This window comes from Agrobacterium sp. V1, assembly GCF_030518355.1.
In the GTDB taxonomy this organism is placed as follows: domain Bacteria; phylum Pseudomonadota; class Alphaproteobacteria; order Rhizobiales; family Rhizobiaceae; genus Agrobacterium; species Agrobacterium cucumeris.
The window spans coordinates 1,681,634-1,697,793 of sequence record NZ_JAULSF010000001.1 but is presented as its reverse complement, the minus strand read 5'-3'; the positions used below and the strand labels follow the sequence as shown (position 1 = coordinate 1,697,793).

The 16,160-nt window shown below is 60.3% G+C and carries 17 protein-coding genes; 11 read left to right on the top strand and 6 right to left on the bottom strand.

Features of this window, described 5'->3' with window-relative positions:
- The first annotated feature begins 23 nt into the window (after positions 1 to 23).
- Both QSV77_RS08350 and QSV77_RS08345 read left to right on the top strand, forming a co-directional pair.
- A complete protein-coding gene (locus QSV77_RS08350) occupies positions 24 to 383 on the top strand; it encodes a helix-turn-helix transcriptional regulator (RefSeq protein ID WP_302733110.1) in 360 nt (119 codons plus the stop codon).
- On the top strand, positions 380 to 862 hold the full coding sequence (locus QSV77_RS08345) for an SRPBCC family protein (protein WP_302733109.1): 483 nt from the start codon (positions 380 to 382) through the stop codon (positions 860 to 862). Before QSV77_RS08350 ends, QSV77_RS08345 begins: the two co-directional genes overlap by 4 nt.
- A 6-nt stretch (positions 863 to 868) precedes the next feature.
- On the opposite strand, the gene QSV77_RS08340 is transcribed toward QSV77_RS08345, so the two are convergent.
- A complete protein-coding gene (locus tag QSV77_RS08340; RefSeq protein WP_302733108.1) occupies positions 869 to 1,351 on the bottom strand; it encodes a DUF2269 domain-containing protein in 483 nt (160 codons plus the stop codon).
- The gene (locus QSV77_RS08335; RefSeq protein ID WP_302733906.1) at positions 1,351 to 2,637 is read right to left on the bottom strand and encodes an SDR family oxidoreductase; all 1,287 of its coding nucleotides are present in this window, start codon (positions 2,635 to 2,637) and stop codon (positions 1,351 to 1,353) included. Before QSV77_RS08335 ends, QSV77_RS08340 begins: the two co-directional genes overlap by 1 nt.
- Before the next feature lie 124 nt (positions 2,638 to 2,761).
- On the opposite strand from QSV77_RS08335, the gene QSV77_RS08330 reads away from it, so the two are divergent.
- The gene (locus tag QSV77_RS08330) at positions 2,762 to 3,889 is read left to right on the top strand and encodes an ATP-dependent RecD-like DNA helicase (protein ID WP_046798120.1); all 1,128 of its coding nucleotides are present in this window, start codon (positions 2,762 to 2,764) and stop codon (positions 3,887 to 3,889) included.
- 77 nt (positions 3,890 to 3,966) lie between these two features.
- On the opposite strand, the gene QSV77_RS08325 is transcribed toward QSV77_RS08330, so the two are convergent.
- Positions 3,967 to 4,662 carry a MerR family transcriptional regulator gene (locus tag QSV77_RS08325; protein ID WP_302733107.1) on the bottom strand — a complete coding sequence of 232 codons (696 nt, stop codon included), beginning with the start codon at positions 4,660 to 4,662 and terminating at the stop codon, positions 3,967 to 3,969.
- A gap of 234 nt (positions 4,663 to 4,896) precedes the next feature.
- Between QSV77_RS08325 and QSV77_RS08320 the strand changes: the two genes are divergently transcribed.
- Both QSV77_RS08320 and QSV77_RS08315 read left to right on the top strand, forming a co-directional pair.
- A complete protein-coding gene (locus QSV77_RS08320; protein WP_302733106.1) occupies positions 4,897 to 5,652 on the top strand; it encodes a pyridoxine 5'-phosphate synthase in 756 nt (251 codons plus the stop codon).
- A 71-nt stretch (positions 5,653 to 5,723) separates the two neighbouring features.
- Positions 5,724 to 6,989 carry an NAD(P)/FAD-dependent oxidoreductase gene (locus tag QSV77_RS08315; protein WP_271362125.1) on the top strand — a complete coding sequence of 422 codons (1,266 nt, stop codon included), beginning with the start codon at positions 5,724 to 5,726 and terminating at the stop codon, positions 6,987 to 6,989.
- Positions 6,990 to 7,216: 227 nt separating this feature from the next.
- Here QSV77_RS08315 and QSV77_RS08310 read toward each other — a convergent pair whose 3' ends face one another.
- The gene (locus QSV77_RS08310; RefSeq protein ID WP_142840213.1) at positions 7,217 to 8,263 is read right to left on the bottom strand and encodes an NAD(P)-dependent alcohol dehydrogenase; all 1,047 of its coding nucleotides are present in this window, start codon (positions 8,261 to 8,263) and stop codon (positions 7,217 to 7,219) included.
- A gap of 189 nt (positions 8,264 to 8,452) precedes the next feature.
- On the opposite strand from QSV77_RS08310, the gene QSV77_RS08305 reads away from it, so the two are divergent.
- Positions 8,453 to 9,391, top strand: a complete 939-nt coding sequence (locus tag QSV77_RS08305; protein WP_271362124.1) for an AraC family transcriptional regulator — start codon at positions 8,453 to 8,455, stop codon at positions 9,389 to 9,391.
- 60 nt (positions 9,392 to 9,451) lie between these two features.
- Here the strand turns inward: QSV77_RS08305 and QSV77_RS08300 are convergent, their stop codons facing one another.
- Complete coding sequence (locus tag QSV77_RS08300) at positions 9,452 to 10,336, bottom strand: SDR family oxidoreductase (RefSeq protein WP_302733905.1); 885 nt, start codon at positions 10,334 to 10,336, stop codon at positions 9,452 to 9,454.
- Positions 10,337 to 10,447: 111 nt separating this feature from the next.
- Here QSV77_RS08300 and QSV77_RS08295 point away from each other — a divergent pair, with 111 nt between their 5' ends.
- From QSV77_RS08295 to ilvC, 3 genes are all read left to right on the top strand, one after another.
- A complete protein-coding gene (locus QSV77_RS08295; protein WP_302733105.1) occupies positions 10,448 to 10,861 on the top strand; it encodes a helix-turn-helix domain-containing protein in 414 nt (137 codons plus the stop codon).
- 166 nt (positions 10,862 to 11,027) lie between these two features.
- A complete protein-coding gene (locus QSV77_RS08290; RefSeq protein ID WP_003507581.1) occupies positions 11,028 to 11,681 on the top strand; it encodes a TetR/AcrR family transcriptional regulator in 654 nt (217 codons plus the stop codon).
- Between the two features lie 49 nt (positions 11,682 to 11,730).
- Positions 11,731 to 12,750: a ketol-acid reductoisomerase gene (gene ilvC, locus QSV77_RS08285; RefSeq protein WP_142840209.1), complete on the top strand. Its 1,020-nt coding sequence runs from the start codon at positions 11,731 to 11,733 to the stop codon at positions 12,748 to 12,750.
- Positions 12,751 to 12,873: 123 nt separating this feature from the next.
- On the opposite strand, the gene QSV77_RS08280 is transcribed toward ilvC, so the two are convergent.
- A complete protein-coding gene (locus QSV77_RS08280) occupies positions 12,874 to 13,323 on the bottom strand; it encodes an RbsD/FucU family protein (RefSeq protein ID WP_302733104.1) in 450 nt (149 codons plus the stop codon).
- A gap of 276 nt (positions 13,324 to 13,599) precedes the next feature.
- On the opposite strand from QSV77_RS08280, the gene QSV77_RS08275 reads away from it, so the two are divergent.
- A complete protein-coding gene (locus QSV77_RS08275; RefSeq protein WP_302733103.1) occupies positions 13,600 to 14,844 on the top strand; it encodes a PLP-dependent aminotransferase family protein in 1,245 nt (414 codons plus the stop codon).
- A 331-nt stretch (positions 14,845 to 15,175) separates the two neighbouring features.
- Positions 15,176 to 16,159, top strand: a complete 984-nt coding sequence (locus QSV77_RS08270) for an ABC transporter substrate-binding protein (RefSeq protein ID WP_302733102.1) — start codon at positions 15,176 to 15,178, stop codon at positions 16,157 to 16,159.
- Position 16,160: the final 1 nt, after the last annotated feature.

The window sequence follows — 16,160 nt, the reverse complement described above, 5'->3', positions numbered from 1 at the left end:
ATTTTATCGTGATAGTTAGCCTTATGGAAAACTATTCAGACGCGCTCGACGATATCTTCCAGTCTCTTGCCGATCCGACCCGCAGGGCGGTGATCCTGAGGCTTGGCGGCGGGGAGGCGAGCATCGGAACGCTGGCCGAACCCTTCGACATGGCGTTGCCGTCCTTCATGAAACATATCCGCCACCTGGAAGAGGCGGGGCTGATCGTCACCCGCAAGCAGGGCCGGGTGCGGTTCTGCATGCTGGAGAAACAGCGGTTTTCCATGCTGGATGGCTGGCTGTCGCAACAGCGCGCCATCTGGGAGGGCCGCACGGACCGGCTCGAACAATTCGTCATGGCGCAACAGGATAGAGCGTCAGGCAAAGAGGAGAATGACCAATGACCGAGACTTTTAATCCCGATCTCGACCTGAAGATTTCGAGGATCATCAGGGCGCCGCGCCGGCTTGTGTGGAATGCGTGGGTCGATAAGAGCAGCCTTGAACAATGGTGGGTGCCACATCCCGGCCAGTGCCGCGTCGAGAAAATGGAGCTTCACCCCGGCGGCGCTTTTGAGACGCGCTACAGCGAGGACGGCACGGCATTCGGCGACCATATCAGCGGCTGTTTTCTGGCGGTGGATGATGGCGAGCGTCTGGTTTTCACCGATGCGCTGACGGCGGGTTTCCGCCCCTCCGCCCGTCCGTTCCTCACCGCCGTGATGACTTTCCGTGATCACCCGGAGGGCATGGAATATGTGGCCTATGCCATGCACAGAAACCCCGGGGATCGCGATAAGCACGCGGAGATGGGGTTCTTCGATGGCTGGAACACGGTCGCGGAGCAGCTGGCGCAGCTTGTCGAAAAGCAGGCGGCCCATTGAGCGGCATCAGCCGAACAGGGGAATATCCGGCTTGTTGAGCATCAGCCAGATGATGCCGAGGACCGCGAAGAAGGCGGGGAAACCGCAGGCGAACCAGATGCGGTAAAGGCGGAACCATTGCGCCGGCAGGGCCTGTCCCGTGGCGGCGCAGTCTCTGGCGATATTGCGCAGCCGGATCTGGATCCACACCACCGGCAGCCAGAAAATGCCGGTGAAGACATAAAGGCCAAGCGAAAGGGCGATCCAGCCTTCGGTCAGCGGCCAGCCGATGATGCGCGCGAGAAGATAGCCCGTCACCGGCTGAATGATCGCGGCCGTGGCGGTGAAGATCGTATCGGCGATAACGACGGTGCCTGCCACATGCGCGATCAGCGCCGGGTTTGCGGTTCGCCGCGCCATGACCATGAAAAATGCGATGCCCGCGCCGGTGCCGAACAACACCGTTGCGCCGATGACATGGGCAAGCCGCAGCAGTTCCTCAAGCGTCATCAGCGTTCATCCAGCGTGGCAAGGGCGACAAGTGTCAGGGCGATGGAAGGCAGAACCTTGACCAAGGGACCGAGCGGATCGAGCCACAGGCCCGGCTCCAGCAGGCTGCCGCCAGCGAGGTAAGCGGCGCTGACCAGCAGCATGCCGATGAGCGCCTTTCTGGCCAGCGGCCGCAGCAGGACGGTGACGCCGAGGGCGACATCGAGGAGGCAGGTGGCGAGTGTGAGTGCGACTGCCAGTGCCTGCGGCATGAAGGGCAGAAAATGCGTTGCCGCTCCGTTGATGTTCAGCAGCGGTACGAGGCCTGATAGCAGCCAGAATAGAGACAGGCAGAGGATGACCAGCGGTTTGAGCAGATAGGACCTGGCAAACCACAGGTCCTGCACGCCGGAAGGGTGGGCGGCCAGTGTCTGCGTCAGGGGCTTGAGCGACAACGTCCTCGCTCGCGCCTCATCCTCCGTCACGATGCCTTCCGACATCACTGTCATGGCGGTTGAACGCAGCGGCGAGCGCCAGCCGAGCGCGCCTGCGGCATCCGCCATCAGACTGACGGGTCGCATAAAGGCAGCCGGAAGGTTTACGACAGGGGCAGGGGGCAGGCCAAGCCATTGCCGGTGCGTGGTGACCACGTCCTGCAATGTCAGCGGCTCTTCTGCGGCGAGTTCGAGATCGCTGCCCGGCGGGATTTCACCTTTGATCGCCGCGTTGACGGCTGTGGCCACATCCTCGACTGCGACCGTGCGAACCGGCATCGCGCCATTGACGAGTGGCAGCATGAGGGGAAAGCCGGCAAGCGCGCGCACCAGTGCTGTGCCGCCATGGGCATTGCGCCCGACAACCAGCGCAGGGCGGAGAATGACATAGGGCAGGCCGCTTGCGGCCAGTGCTGCGTCGGCGCGGCGTTTGGTGGCGAGAAAGGGCAGGTCGGCTGCCGCTCCCGCCGTGCGGGCCGATATCTGGATCAGCAGCCTGCCGCCCGCCTGCGCCGCCGCCGCGTAAAGCGCCAGCATGGCTTTTTCCTGCGTCGCTGCAAGGTCATCCGAAAGACCGTCCTGAAGCGCGCCGGCGCAATTGACGATGGCGTCATGATCCCTCACCAGCACGTCCCAGTCTGGTGCTTGCGTCATGTGGGCGAGATCGGCGGATATCCAGTTGGCGAAAGGCCACTTGTCTTTGGCGCGTCTGACGGAGCGGGCCAGGCCGGTGATGGAATGGCCTCTGCCGTGGAGGCTGCGCATCACCTCCGAACCGATGAAACCTGTCGCGCCGAGAATCAATATCTTCATACGCGGCATGATAGCCGCCGTGGTTTAAAAACCAGCCGTGTTTTATTGCCGCATTCTGGTGTCACGATTCATCTTTCGTTCTTTTTCTGTTGCGCAGGGTGCTCGAATCCTGCGATGAGGGCGCATGTTATTTTCACCGCAACAGGACGAAGCGCTCAAGGCTGTTTCCCGCTGGCTGAAGGAAGGCCGGACGCCGGTTTTCCGGCTGTTCGGTTATGCCGGAACGGGCAAGACGACGCTTGCCAAACATTTCGCTGAAAATGTCGATGGTGAAGTGCTGTTTGCGGCCTTCACCGGCAAGGCAGCGCAGGTGCTGCGTTCACGCGGGGCGACCAATGCCCGCACCATCCATTCGCTGATCTACCGCCCGCGCGGTGAAGAAACGGTGGAAGACGAGGAAACCGGCAAGACCTCGGTCGCGCCGATGTTTTCCATCAACCGCCAGAGCCCGCTCGCCAAGGCAGCGCTGATCATCATCGATGAATGTTCGATGGTGGACGAGCAGCTCGGCAAGGATCTGATGAGCTTCGGCACGCCGATCCTCGTGCTTGGCGATCCGGGACAGTTGCCGCCGGTATCGGGTGGTGGTTTCTTCACCGAGCAGGAGCCGGATTATCTTCTCTCGGAAATCCACCGTCAGGCCAAGGACAATCCCATCATCCATCTTGCCATGGATGTGCGCGAGGGCCGCGAGATCATGCGCGGCGATTATGGCTCGGCGCAGGTGATCTCGAAGTCGGAAGTGACGCAGTCACTGGTGCTGGAAGCCGATCAGGTGCTGGTCGGCACCAATCGCACGCGCCGCCGCTACAATCAGCGGCTTCGTGAACTCAAGGGTTTTTCGGCCGATTATCCGCAATCCGGTGACAAGCTGGTCTGCCTCAGGAACGATCCGGCCAAGGGCCTGCTGAACGGCTCGCTCTGGCAGGTCATGAGCTCCTCGCGCGAGACGGTGAAGCCCGGCATCAACCTGATGATCCGGCCGGAAGACGACGATATGGATCGCGGTGCGGCCAAGATCAAATTGCTGAAGGCGGCGTTTGAGGATGTCGAGACCGAAATTCCGTGGTCGACCCGCAAGCGTTATGACGAATTCGATTTCGGCTATGCACTGACCGTGCACAAGGCGCAGGGTTCGCAGTGGAACAATGTGGTTCTTTTCGACGAGAGCTATGCATTCCGGGATTCACGTGAGCGGTGGCTTTACACAGCCATTACCCGCGCGGCCGAGACGCTTACGATCGTTCGTTGAGATTGGGCATTGGCTCAATCTCCTTGTCTGCGCATTGTCCGGGCGGAAAATCGCTACGCACTTTCCTCGGCAGGCTTTTATGCGCGGATAACACCAAGCAGGACTGCCTTGGCGACCGCCTGAAAGCGGTTGCTGGCACTGAACTTGCCGATGATCTTCGCCTCAAGCGCGTTGAGATCGCTGCCCGAAAGGCCAAGAGCCCGGGCGAGACGCACCGGCGCATAACCTTCTGCCATCAATTCCAGACATTTCCGTTCGGTATCGGTGAGGGCAATGTCCTTGGCCGGACCACGTTCAGCGCCGTCAAAGCCATCCGCATCGCTATCGATGACGAGCAATTCTTCAATCTGCTGTGCCTGACGCTGAAGGGTTGAAAGCTCGGCCGTCAATTCTCTCTTCCGCTGTCTCAGCGCGGCGTGGAAAATGTCGTCCGCCTCTTCCTGCGACAGGGAGCGGACGAGTTTTTCCATGATGTCGGTAATGGCGGCAACCGAAATGCCGACCTCGCGGCAGACATTGATGACCGCCATGCGCTGGACGTTGCGATGGGTGTAGACCCGCATCTGGCCGATGCGCTTCGATGTCAGCAGCGCCTTTTCTTCATAAAAATGAAGCGTTCGGTGGGTCACTCCGAAGATATTGGCCATATCGGCAATGGGCACCGGTTCGGCGGGCAGGGAAGAGGGCAGGCTTATGTCAGGTAAAAAGCTGCTGAGCCTTAGATTGGATTTGTCCTCGTCGCCGTGTTCAAACGGCATACGGCCATCCTGCATTGTTTCCCCCCTTTGCGCTCTTTGGCGGCGCGCCTGCTTTTAAAAGACGTCCGTTGCTTGTTCCCCCGCAACGGTCCGTCTCCTGATCAAGACATCATGCCAAACGCTACATAAGAACCGTAACGTGTATTGTGTGTTTTCGTTCCCGTGTTCCAAAAAATTTTATCGGCCTCCTTGCGGTCGGCGTCAACCTGCGTGAAACAGGATGCAGATTCCGAACCGGAGCCAGACGCCATGCCCGCAAAACTTTCCGTCAATCTCAATGCAATCGCCATGCTGCGTAACCGCCGCGATCTTCCGTGGCCGGATGTCGCGCATTTCGGGCAACTGGCACTCGCTGCGGGTGCAAGCGGCCTGACTGTACACCCTCGTCCCGATCAGCGCCATATCCGCTTTTCAGACCTGCCGGTGTTACGCGCATTGATCGATGACAGCTTTCCCAAGGCGGAATTTAACATCGAAGGTTATCCGACCGAGGATTTTCTCGTTCTTTGCGAAAAGACCCAGCCGGAACAGGTAACGCTGGTGCCGGATGATCCTTCGCAGGCGACATCCGATCATGGCTGGGATTTTCGCAGGCACGGCATTTTCCTGAAGGAAGTTGTCGGACGCCTGAAGGCTGGCGGCATGCGGGTTTCACTGTTTGCCGATGGTGACGGGGAACGCGAGCCGGTGGAACTGGCGGCTGAAACGGGTGCGGCGCGTATCGAACTTTACACCGGCCCCTATGGCGGTTGTTTTGACGATCCGCAAAAAGGCGAGGCGCTTCTTGAGAAGCTCGGACAGACGGCGGACCATGCTGCGGCACTCGGACTTGCCGTCAATGCCGGCCATGACCTGACTGTCGCAAACCTGCCCAGGCTGATGAAACGCATTCCTTATCTGGCTGAAGTTTCTATCGGTCACGGATTGACGGCGGATGCGCTGGAATATGGCATGGTTGAAACAGTCCGGCGTTTTTGTCAGGCCTGTGGTCAGCCTATTTCATAACCAAAGTCAATTTTTTCGCCTATGCTCTGGCTGCGCATGCTCCGTGCGCGAGCTTTTGAAGGCAGAGACATATGCAAGAACATCATGTTGTCGTCGTGGGTGGAGGCTTCGGCGGTTTACAACTGGTACATGGGCTGGAGGGGGCCCCTGTCCGCATCACACTGATCGACCGCCGCAACCATCACCTGTTCCAGCCACTGCTTTATCAGGTTGCGACCACGGCGCTGGCGACATCCGAAATCGCCTGGCCGATCCGCCATCTTTACCGCGACCGCAAGGAGGTAACGACCCTGCTTGCGGAGGTGACCGGCATAGACCGGGCGGCGCGGACCGTGCATTTAAGTTCGGGTCAGGTGATCGGTTTCGATACGCTGGTGCTGGCCACCGGCGCGCGCCATGCCTATTTCGGTCGCGACGAGTGGGAGCGTTCCGCCCCCGGTCTCAAGACGCTGGAAGATGCAACGACGATCCGCCGCCGTCTGCTTCTGGCTTTCGAAAGGGCTGAACTTGCCACCAGCGAAGAGGAGCGGCAGGCGCAGCTGACCTTCGTCATCATCGGGGCGGGCCCGACGGGCGTGGAAATGGCGGGCATGATCGCCGAGCTGGCCCATAAGGCGCTACCGGCGGAATTCCGCAATGTCGACACCCGCCAGACCCGCGTGCTGCTTGTCGAGGCCGGCCCGCGTGTCCTGCCGGTTTTCACCGAGGATCTTTCTGCTTATGCCAAGGAAGCGCTCGAAAAACTGGGTGTCGAGGTTCTGCTCGGTACGCCGGTGACGGCCTGCAGCGATGAGGGCGTGACGGTGGGCGACACTTATTATCCCTGCCGCACGGTTGTCTGGGCCGCCGGTGTGCAGGCGTCTCCCGCCGCGAAGTGGCTAGGGGCGGCGGCTGACAGGGCGGGGCGCGCCATTGTCGGCCCGCATCTCAATCTGCAAGACGATGCCGATATCTTCGTCATCGGCGATACGGCCGCCGTCAATCAGGAAAATGGCAAGCCGGTGCCGGGCATTGCGCCCGCGGCGAAGCAGCAGGGCGCTTATGTTGCAAAGGTCATCAGGGCGCGGCTGGACGGCAAACCATCGCCTGCACCCTTCCGCTACAGCCATCAGGGCAATCTCGCCACCATCGGCAAACGTGCGGCGGTGATCGATTTCGGCAGGTTCAAGCTCAAGGGCGTGCTGGCATGGTGGATCTGGGGCCTTGCCCATATCTACTTCCTGATCGGAACGCGTTCGCGACTTGCCGTGGCGTGGAGCTGGCTGTGGATTTATCTGAGCGGCCAGCACAGTGCGCGGCTGATTACCCAGAAAGAGACGCTGAAGGACGAGGCCTGAGGGCCGGGCAGGCAAAGGAAAAGGCGGGAAGCATGGCTTCCCGCCCTTATGTTATGGTAGCTGCGCCAAACTACTCCTCCGTCATGCCGGACTTGATCCGGCATCCAGCCACCGCGCTTCTGCGCGGCGAGAAGAGTTTTTCAGCCCAAGGACTTGAGCTGGCTGGACCCCGGATTTGGTCCGGGGTGACGGCGTGCGGATGGGGCGGGTTTGCCCCAATCCAAGACTCACGCGTCGAGCGACGCCATGTCGATGACGAAGCGATACCGCACGTCGCTCTTCAGCACGCGCTCATAGGCTTCGTTGACATCCTGGATGTTGATCGTCTCGATTTCCGAGACGATGTTGTGCTCGCCGCAGAAATCCAGCATTTCCTGGGTTTCCTTGATCGAACCGATCATCGAACCCGACAGGTTCTTCGCACCGAAGATCAGCGCGAAGGCGTGGACGGGGATCGGATGTTCCGGTGCGCCGACCACGACCATGCTGCCCTTGGGCTTCAGGAGGCCGAGATAGGCATTCCAGTCGATGGCGACGCCGGCCGTGCAGATGATCAGGTCGAAGGTGCCGGCCAGCTTCTCGAAGGTCGAGGCGTCGCTGGTGGCGTAATATTCCTTCGCGCCGAGCTTCAGGCCATCTTCCTTCTTCGACAGCGTCTGGGACAGCACGGTGATATCCGCACCCATGGCCGCGCCGAGCTTGACGCCCATATGGCCAAGGCCGCCCATGCCGACGATCGCGACCTTCTGGCCGGGGCCGGCGTTCCAGCGGCGCAGCGGCGAATAAAGCGTGATGCCGGCGCAGAGAAGCGGTGCGGAAGCGTCGAGCGGCAGGTTGTCCGGGATCGACAGGACATAACCTTCCTTGACGACGATCGAGTCGGAATAACCGCCATGGGTTGCGGTTTTCGTGAACGGATCGACGTCGTTATAGGTCTGGACGAGGCCGGGCATATAATGCTCGTTGTCGAGATCGCGGGTGGCGCAGCCGACGCAGGAATCGACGAAGCAGCCGACGCCGACATGGTCGCCGACCTTGAACTTCGTGACCTTGGAGCCGACAGCCTTGACGACACCGGCAATTTCGTGACCCGGCACGATCGGGAAGACGGCATTCTTCCATTCGTTGCGGACGGTGTGGATGTCCGAGTGGCAGATGCCGGCATATTTGATATCGATGACGACGTCGTCATCGTTCGGCTCGCGGCGTTCGAAGGTGAACGGGGTAAGCGGCTTGGACGCGTCGGTCGCAGCATAACCTCTTGCAATAGCCATCTGAATATCCTTTCGGGAGTTGGGGACGGCGGAATATGCAATGGAAGTGCGAGGCGGCGTTAGAGCGATCCTCCGAGCTTTTTGCACGATCCTGCAAAAATATGCGGGCATGCTCTTTGCGGAAGTCGGGTGGCTTTCTAGATAAGTGGCATCTAACGCATCTCTTCCTTCAGTTAAGGGATTCCCCTCATGTCCTTGCCGTTCAATGTCTATCAGGAGATCGCCTCCATCGCCGCACGGCATGCCACCCGTGACGGTGAGGTGCAGACGGCAATCGAATCCCTCGGCATCAGCCGGCGTACTGCGCCGAGCGCGCCGTGCCACGGTAGCTACCGTCCCTGTCTGGCGATGGTGATACAGGGATCGAAATGTGTTCAATTGGGAACGGATACCATCAATTACGGCGCCGGCGACTATCTGCTGACCTCGCTCGACCTGCCGGTCGCGTGGCGGGTGGTGGAGGCGAGCAAAGAGGTGCCGCATTTCTGCATCGCGCTTGCCATCGACAGCGAGAAGCTGCTCGATCTCATGCGCCGCGTGCCGATCGATACGCCGACGGAGCCCGCGAATGCGCAGCGCGGCATCGTCGTCAACGCTGCCACGCCGGAGCTTCTGGATGCGGCGATCCGGCTGCTGCGCTTGCTCGATCGTCCAACAGAGATTGCCGCCATGGCGCCGCTGATCGAGCAGGAAATCCTCTATCGCATTCTGACAGGGCCAGCCGGCGGGCAGCTGATGAACATCATTGCGGCCGGCAGCCAGGGCAACCGCATCGCCCGCGCCATTGCCTGGCTGCGGGAGAATTTCGCGCGCCAGCTGCGCATCGAAGACCTTGCCGAGCATATCGGCATGAGCGTGTCGTCCTTCCATCACCATTTCAAGACGATCACGGCCATGACGCCGGTGCAGTACCAGAAGCAGCTGCGGCTGCATGAGGCGCGCCGGCTGATGCTTGCTGAACGGCTGGATGCCGGCACTGCCGGCCATCGTGTCGGTTACCAGAGCCCGTCGCAGTTCAGTCGCGAATATAGCCGCTTTTACGGATTGTCGCCGTCGCGGGATATTGATGCTTCGCGTGAGATTATCGCGGCGGAACAGGCTGTTTCGCCTTCGACCCTTCGGGCTTGAGCAACGGTCGCTGTTTTAAAGCCCGTTCCGTCCCGGCGCGGGGTGGAACGGGCCGGCATTTCAGCCCAGCAGTGCGGATTTATGCGCGCTGAAGAAATCCGCTGCGGATTGCGGCGTTGCACCTGTCAGCGTTTCGAAGTCTCGGGTCACGATGTCGAAGTTTCCGGCGGCGATATTGGCGTCGGCGGAAGCGATCATGCCGGCAATGATCTCAGGCAATCCCGTCGCTGTTATGGCCTGCTTGAGCTGCTCGGGCGTGACCTGCACCACGGCAAGCGGCTTGCCCGTCACCTCGCTTATCAGGGAAGCCAGACCGTCGGCCGCCGATGTTTCCGCCCCGGTCAGCGTATAGGTCCGGTTTTCCGCCGGTTTCAGTAGTGCGGCGGCGGCAGCATGGGCGCAGTCTTCCCGGGAAATATCGGCGACCCTGCCGTTGCCGCGGGCCGTGAACCACTGGCCATTCTTCAGATTTTGCGGCATGCCGTGCAGGTGGTTGTCGAAATACCATGCATTGCGAAGAATGGTGTAGGGCAGGCCGCTTGCCTTGATCGCTGTTTCCGTTCCCAGATGATCGGGTGCGAAGCTGACGAGCGATTTGTCGGGGCTTGGCATCGACGTATAGGCGATATGCCGGATACCGGCTCTTGTGGCTGCCTCCACCGCCGTTTGGTGTTGTCTGAGGCGAAGGCCGGGGACCATGAGCGCATCGGTGGAGATGACCAGCAGCGTGTCGATGCCGGAAAAGGCGGCGTCAAGCGATGCGGGATCGTCGAAATCCGCGCGTCGCACTTCGGCGCCTTTTGCTGCAAGCGCGGAGAGCCGGGATACGTCGCGGGTGGCGGCGACGATATTGGCGGCCGGGACATTGTAGGTCTCCAGGAGGTGGCGGATGACGGCCTGTCCAAGCTGTCCGGCGGCGCCGGTCACCAGAATTCTGTTCATGATTTTTATCCTTTCGGTAGTCTCAAAAAGAGAGCAGCACTAAAATAGGAATTGCCGAAAGGCTGTAAAGAAGGCAGGTTCTGTGCGGATCGTTACCAAAAGGGAACCATGCTTATGAATGTTGTCGGGCCCGCGAGGCAGGAAAACAGGCTGGACGAGGCCTTCGGGCTGGTGTTTTCCGCCACCAGTGTTGCCGATTGCCCCGTGCGGGACGTCATGAGCCAGATCGGCGGCAAATGGTCCACTTTGCTGCTGGGGGCGATAGCATCGAAGCCCTACCGTTTCGGCGAGCTGCGGCGCATGGTGCCGGATATTTCCCAACGCATGCTGACGCAGACACTGCGGGATTTGCAGCGCGAAGGCTATATTCACCGGCAGGTCTTTCCGACGAAGCCGCCAAGCGTGGAATACAGCATCACCCCGCTCGGCGCATCGCTCTACACGCCGCTTAAAGTCGTCATTCAATGGGCGCTCGATAATCACGATGCGATACGCAAGGCGAGAAGCCGGTTCGACATCGAGAACTGAATGCCGGCGCCTGCCACGCTTCATGCTGCGGCGCATGGCGATGCCGCAGCGCGTCAATTCTCGTCCTCCTCCGAAGAATCCGCTTGACCGGGAAGCAGCCTCCGCTTAAATGGCGCTCGAACCGTACCGTACGGTACATTAATCGAGCCCCTGGAGTGGAAAAGACTTGGCTTCCGACCCGATCACAGCGCAGGAATTTTCGCCGCGTCAGAACGCCGTTCTGGACCAGGCATTGCGTCTATTGGTCGAGGGCGGCGAAAAAGCGCTCACCACATCCGGGCTGGCGCGCGCCGCCAACTGTTCCAAGGAAAGCCTCTATAAGTGGTTTGGTGACCGGGACGGCCTGCTGGCGGCGATGATTACATTCCAGCAGAGCAAGGTCCGCACCTTCGAAAAGGCAGGCGACCGCGTTTCCGCGCCGCAGCTTGCCGATCATCTCGAGGTTTTCGCGCATGATCTGCTGGATGTTCTGGCGGGTGATGTGTCGCTGGCGCTCAACCGTCTGGCCATCGGACAGGCGAGCCGCGACGGGTCGAAGCTCGGCGATCTGCTGCTCGAGCGCGGCCGTCGCCAGATCGACCGCCGCGCCCGTGGACTGATCGAGGCGGGTCGCCGTTCCGGCTACCTGCGTTTCGATGACGCTGAAGAGGCGTATCGCAGTTTTTACGGTCTCATCGTTTCGGATCTGCATGTGCGCATGCTGCTGGGCGAGGCGCCGGACAAGGATTTTTCCGCCCGGGCAAAGAAGGCGGTCGTCGCCTTTCTGACGCTCTACGGGACGGAAAAGGTACATTCGGAACTCAGCGGCAAACCCGCCTGAGATTCCGGTTCAGACAACTGAGAGACAAGCATTAGGGAAGGACCATAAAATGCGCGTTTATTATGATCGTGATGCCGATCTCAATCTCATCAAGGCGAAGAATGTCGTCATCGTTGGTTACGGCTCCCAGGGCCGCGCCCATGCGCTGAACCTTAAGGATTCCGGCGCCAAGAACGTCGTCATCGCCCTGAAGGCCGGTTCGCCGACCGTCAAGAAGGCAGAAGCCGACGGCTTCAAGGTCATGACCGTTGCCGAGGCCGCCAAGTGGGGCGACCTGCTGATGATGGCGACGCCTGACGAATTGCAGGCCGACATCTACAAGGCCGACATCGCCGGCAATATCCGCGATGGCGCAGCGATTGCCTTCGCACACGGCCTCAACGTTCACTTCGGCCTCATCGAGCCGAAGGCATCGCTCGACGTCGTCATGATCGCACCGAAGGGCCCCGGCCACACGGTTCGCGGCGAATACCAGAAGGGCGGCGGCGTTCCCTGCCTCGTTGCCGTTCACCAGAACGCTTCGGGCAACGCGCTTGAACTCGCTCTCTCCTACGCCTGCGGCGTTGGCGGCGGCCGTTCGGGCATCATCGAAACCAACTTCAAGGAAGAGTGCGAAACCGACCTCTTCGGCGAACAGGTCGTTCTGTGCGGCGGTCTCGTCGAGCTTATCCGCGCTGGTTTCGAAACGCTGGTCGAAGGCGGTTATGCGCCTGAGATGGCCTATTTCGAGTGCCTGCACGAAGTGAAGCTGATCGTCGACCTGATCTATGAAGGCGGCATCGCCAACATGAACTACTCGATCTCCAACACGGCCGAGTGGGGCGAATACGTCACCGGTCCGCGCATCATCACCGCCGACACCAAGGCAGAAATGAAGCGCGTTCTGCACGACATCCAGACCGGCAAGTTCACCACCGAGTGGATGCAGGAATGGAAGGCCGGCGGCGCCCGCTTCAAGGGCATCCGCCGCAACAACGACTCTCACCAGATCGAAGAAGTCGGCGCCAAGCTGCGCGGTATGATGCCCTGGATCGGCAAGAACAAGCTGGTCGACAAGGCTGTCAACTAAGCTTCATTGTTTGGTGGAAGATATGGAGGCCGGGGCGAAAGCTCCGGCCTTTTTCGTTCTGGGCGCAAGCGGTTGACGACAACGCACCCGAATTCGTGTGTCGTTTCCACTGTCAGCGTTCGCTTACTTCGGCGGGATGACGCCCTTTGTCAGCAGAAAGCAGCCATAAAACCGCGTTTCGCCTGTCGTGATGACGCAATAGGCCTGTTTGGCTCTTTCGTAAAAAGCGAAACGCTCGATGCCATACATCGGGGCGGGTTTTCCTTCCGCCGCGTCGATTTCCGCCTGCACTTCGACCTGTACCGGTTCCAGCTGATCGGGAGCACCCATCACCTCCATACGGCCGACGGAGGGCTGCAATGGCGTATCGAGCGGCAGGACGGACAGGATCGCCTGCATGGCGCGCGCGGCCGATACATTGTCGATGTGCAGCGCCTTGCCGACCGTGGTGTGACGGGAAACCGAATCGGACGGGAAATTGGTGTCGGAGATCACCAGCGTATCGCCGTGCCCCATGGCGCGCAGCGCGTGCAGCACATCGGCGTTCAGCGCCGGATCGATATTTTTCAGCATGTTGTCTCACTCCCATGGATGCTTTCGCCGCGTCACGGCGCTTGGCCGCAATCCAGCCGGAAAAGCTTGCCGCGTCAATCGCAAAGGTGAGATTGTGAAGCTTTGCGGGAGGGTGTATTTGGCTTTGTCCGCAAAAACGGGCCTCAGGGAGGGCCGGCTGCGGGCAATGTGCAGGGAGGCAGAAATAATTCGAAAAACTGATAAGTCAGTATTGCTGACATATCGACATTTCTGTAAAGATGCACGCATAAAAACGACACAAGAGGAAACGTACCCATGCTAGATTGGGAACAAATTTTCGCCACGCGCTCTTCGCGCATGAAAGCGTCTGAAATCCGCGAGCTGCTGAAGCTGCTCGAACAGCCCGATATCATCTCCTTTGCCGGCGGTATTCCGGACCCGGCTCTTTTCCCCGCAGAGGAGTTCCAGCAGGCTTATGCCGAAATTTTTTCCGGCGCGCAGGTCAATGCAGCGCTGCAATATTCGGTGAGCGAGGGTTACAAGCCGCTGCGCGAATGGCTGGCGGGCGAGATGGCCGATATCGGCATCGACTGCACCGCCGATAATGTTTTCATCGTTTCCGGCTCGCAGCAGGGTCTTGATTATCTCGGCAAGCTGTTCCTGTCGCCGAAGGATACGGCGCTGGTCACCTGGCCGACCTATCTCGGCGCGCTTTCCGCCTTCAACGCCTATGAGCCGAATTACGACCAGCTCAATCCCGGCGGCAACCGCACGCCGGAGGCCTACCGCAAAACCGCCGCCAAGCATGGCGGTGCGGTGAAGTTCGCCTATCTCTCGGCCGATTTTTCCAACCCGACCGGCGAGACCGTCGATCTGGCCGGCCGTGAAAAGGTTCTGGCGCTGGCCGACGAGCTCGACATCGCCGTCATCGAAGACGCCGCCTATCAGTCGCTGCGTTACGATGGCGAGGCGGTTCCGCCGATCATGGCGCTCGACATTGCCCGTTCCGGCGGCATCGAGAACACCCGCACCATCTATTGCGGCAGCTTCTCCAAGACACTCGCACCGGGCCTTCGCGTCGGTTACATCGTCGCTTCCGCACCTGTTATCCGCAAGCTGGTGCTGATGAAGCAGGCCGCCGACCTGCATTCCTCGACCATCAACCAGATCGCCATCGAACGTGTCGCCTCGCGCGGTTTCGACAAGCAGGTGGCCAAGATCAAGGCCGCCTATAGCGCCCGCCGTAATGCGATGCTGGCAGCACTCGACAAGTACATGCCGAAGGGCACGCACTGGACGAAGCCGGAAGGTGGCATGTTCATCTGGGTCACGTTGCCGGAAGGCATGGATGGCGCCGCACTGCTGGCAAAATCCATCGCCACGGAAAAGGTCGCCTTCGTTCCCGGCCGTGCATTCTTTGCGGATGGTTCTGGCACGAACACGCTGCGCATCAGCTTCTCCTGCGCCAACGAGGCGATGATTGAAGAGGGTATGAAGCGGCTTGGCCGGTTGATTACGACGGCTCAGGCGGAAACGGGTGAAGTGCTGCCGGCGATTTGATGTTGGCGGCTTACGGCAGCGGTGGAGGGTGCGGCTTCCCCCCTCTGTCCTGCCGGACATCTCCCCCTCAAGGGGGGGAGATCGACTCGCGGTTAAGGTATCGCCTATCTGAAGAGTTGAAAATGAAGTGATGTCAGTGCCTCCTGCCGATCTCCCCCCTTGAGGGGGAGATGCCCGGCAGGGCAGAGGGGAGTAAGCCGCGACTACCAGGGAACATTGTTCCTCTCAACCCCGCTGGCGCCAAGAGAACCCACCCCAAAAATCCTGTCTGTCACATACATGTTATGCAATCATGTTTAAGCGGTCCCACCAAACAACAGGGACTGGACCCATGAAAACGCTGCTTTCCGCTTTCACCGCCATCGTATCGCTCGGCTTCATCGCCACCGCTGCCAATGCCGCCGATCTGGTGCTCTATACCAGCCAGCCGAACGAGGACGCGCAGGCGACCGTTGATGGTTTCAAGGCCGCCAATCCCGGTCTTGAAGTCGAATGGGTGCGTGACGGAACGCCGAAGATCATGGCCAAGCTGATGGCCGAGATCAGCGCCGGCAATCCGGTTGCCGACGTGCTGTTGATTGCCGACACCGTGACGCTCGAGCGCATGAAGCAGGCTGGCCAGTTGCTGGCCCACAAGTCTGCCGAAGCCAAGAACATCGACGCCTCGCTCTATGACGCGGACGGCTTCTACTACTCCACCAAGCTCATCACCACAGGCATCATGTACAACACCGCTGCCGCGATGAAGCCGAAGAGCTGGAAGGATCTGGCGAAGGCTGAAGCCAAGGGTCTCGTGACCATGCCGAGCCCGCTGACCTCGGGTGCGGCGCTGATCCATGCGCAGACGCTTGCTGCTGCCGATGGTCTCGGTTGGGACTATTACAAGCAGCTGAAGGCCAATGACGCCATTGCCGGCGGCGGCAACGGTGCGGTTTTGAAGTCTGTTGCTTCGGGCGAAAAGGCTTACGGCGTGGTCGTCGATTACATGCCGATCCGCGAAAAGGCCAAGGGCGCGCCGGTCGAGTTCGTTTTCCCGGAAGAGGGTGTTTCGGCCGTCACCGAGCCGGTCGCGATCATCAAGGGCACCAAGCACGAGGAAGCCGCCAAGAAGTTCGTTGACTACGTGCTTTCGGAAAAAGGCCAGCAGGGCTTCGTCAAGCTCGGCTACATTCCTGTTCGTGCCGATGCCGGCATGCCGGAAGGTTTCCCGGCCCGCGATAAGATCAAGGTTCTGCCGCTCAGCGCTGCTGATGCGCTGAAGAACTCCGAGCAGGACCTGAAGACCTTCTCCGATATTTTCGGCTCCAAGGGCTGAT

What these genes read in the sequence shown, in the direction of transcription:
- QSV77_RS08315 (WP_271362125.1), top strand. Translation starts at nt 5,724, where the DNA reads ATGCAAGAACATCATGTTGTCGTCGTGGGTGGAGGCTTCGGCGGTTTA.
- QSV77_RS08350 (WP_302733110.1), top strand. Translation starts at nt 24, where the DNA reads ATGGAAAACTATTCAGACGCGCTCGACGATATCTTCCAGTCTCTTGCC.
- QSV77_RS08325 (WP_302733107.1), bottom strand. Translation starts at nt 4,662, where the DNA reads ATGCAGGATGGCCGTATGCCGTTTGAACACGGCGACGAGGACAAATCC.
- QSV77_RS08270 (WP_302733102.1), top strand. Translation starts at nt 15,176, where the DNA reads ATGAAAACGCTGCTTTCCGCTTTCACCGCCATCGTATCGCTCGGCTTC.
- QSV77_RS08345 (WP_302733109.1), top strand. Translation starts at nt 380, where the DNA reads ATGACCGAGACTTTTAATCCCGATCTCGACCTGAAGATTTCGAGGATC.
- ilvC (WP_142840209.1), top strand. Translation starts at nt 11,731, where the DNA reads ATGCGCGTTTATTATGATCGTGATGCCGATCTCAATCTCATCAAGGCG.
- QSV77_RS08280 (WP_302733104.1), bottom strand. Translation starts at nt 13,323, where the DNA reads ATGCTGAAAAATATCGATCCGGCGCTGAACGCCGATGTGCTGCACGCG.
- QSV77_RS08310 (WP_142840213.1), bottom strand. Translation starts at nt 8,263, where the DNA reads ATGGCTATTGCAAGAGGTTATGCTGCGACCGACGCGTCCAAGCCGCTT.
- QSV77_RS08335 (WP_302733906.1), bottom strand. Translation starts at nt 2,637, where the DNA reads ATGAAGATATTGATTCTCGGCGCGACAGGTTTCATCGGTTCGGAGGTG.
- QSV77_RS08305 (WP_271362124.1), top strand. Translation starts at nt 8,453, where the DNA reads ATGTCCTTGCCGTTCAATGTCTATCAGGAGATCGCCTCCATCGCCGCA.
- QSV77_RS08340 (WP_302733108.1), bottom strand. Translation starts at nt 1,351, where the DNA reads ATGACGCTTGAGGAACTGCTGCGGCTTGCCCATGTCATCGGCGCAACG.
- QSV77_RS08275 (WP_302733103.1), top strand. Translation starts at nt 13,600, where the DNA reads ATGCTAGATTGGGAACAAATTTTCGCCACGCGCTCTTCGCGCATGAAA.
- QSV77_RS08295 (WP_302733105.1), top strand. Translation starts at nt 10,448, where the DNA reads ATGAATGTTGTCGGGCCCGCGAGGCAGGAAAACAGGCTGGACGAGGCC.
- QSV77_RS08330 (WP_046798120.1), top strand. Translation starts at nt 2,762, where the DNA reads ATGTTATTTTCACCGCAACAGGACGAAGCGCTCAAGGCTGTTTCCCGC.
- QSV77_RS08320 (WP_302733106.1), top strand. Translation starts at nt 4,897, where the DNA reads ATGCCCGCAAAACTTTCCGTCAATCTCAATGCAATCGCCATGCTGCGT.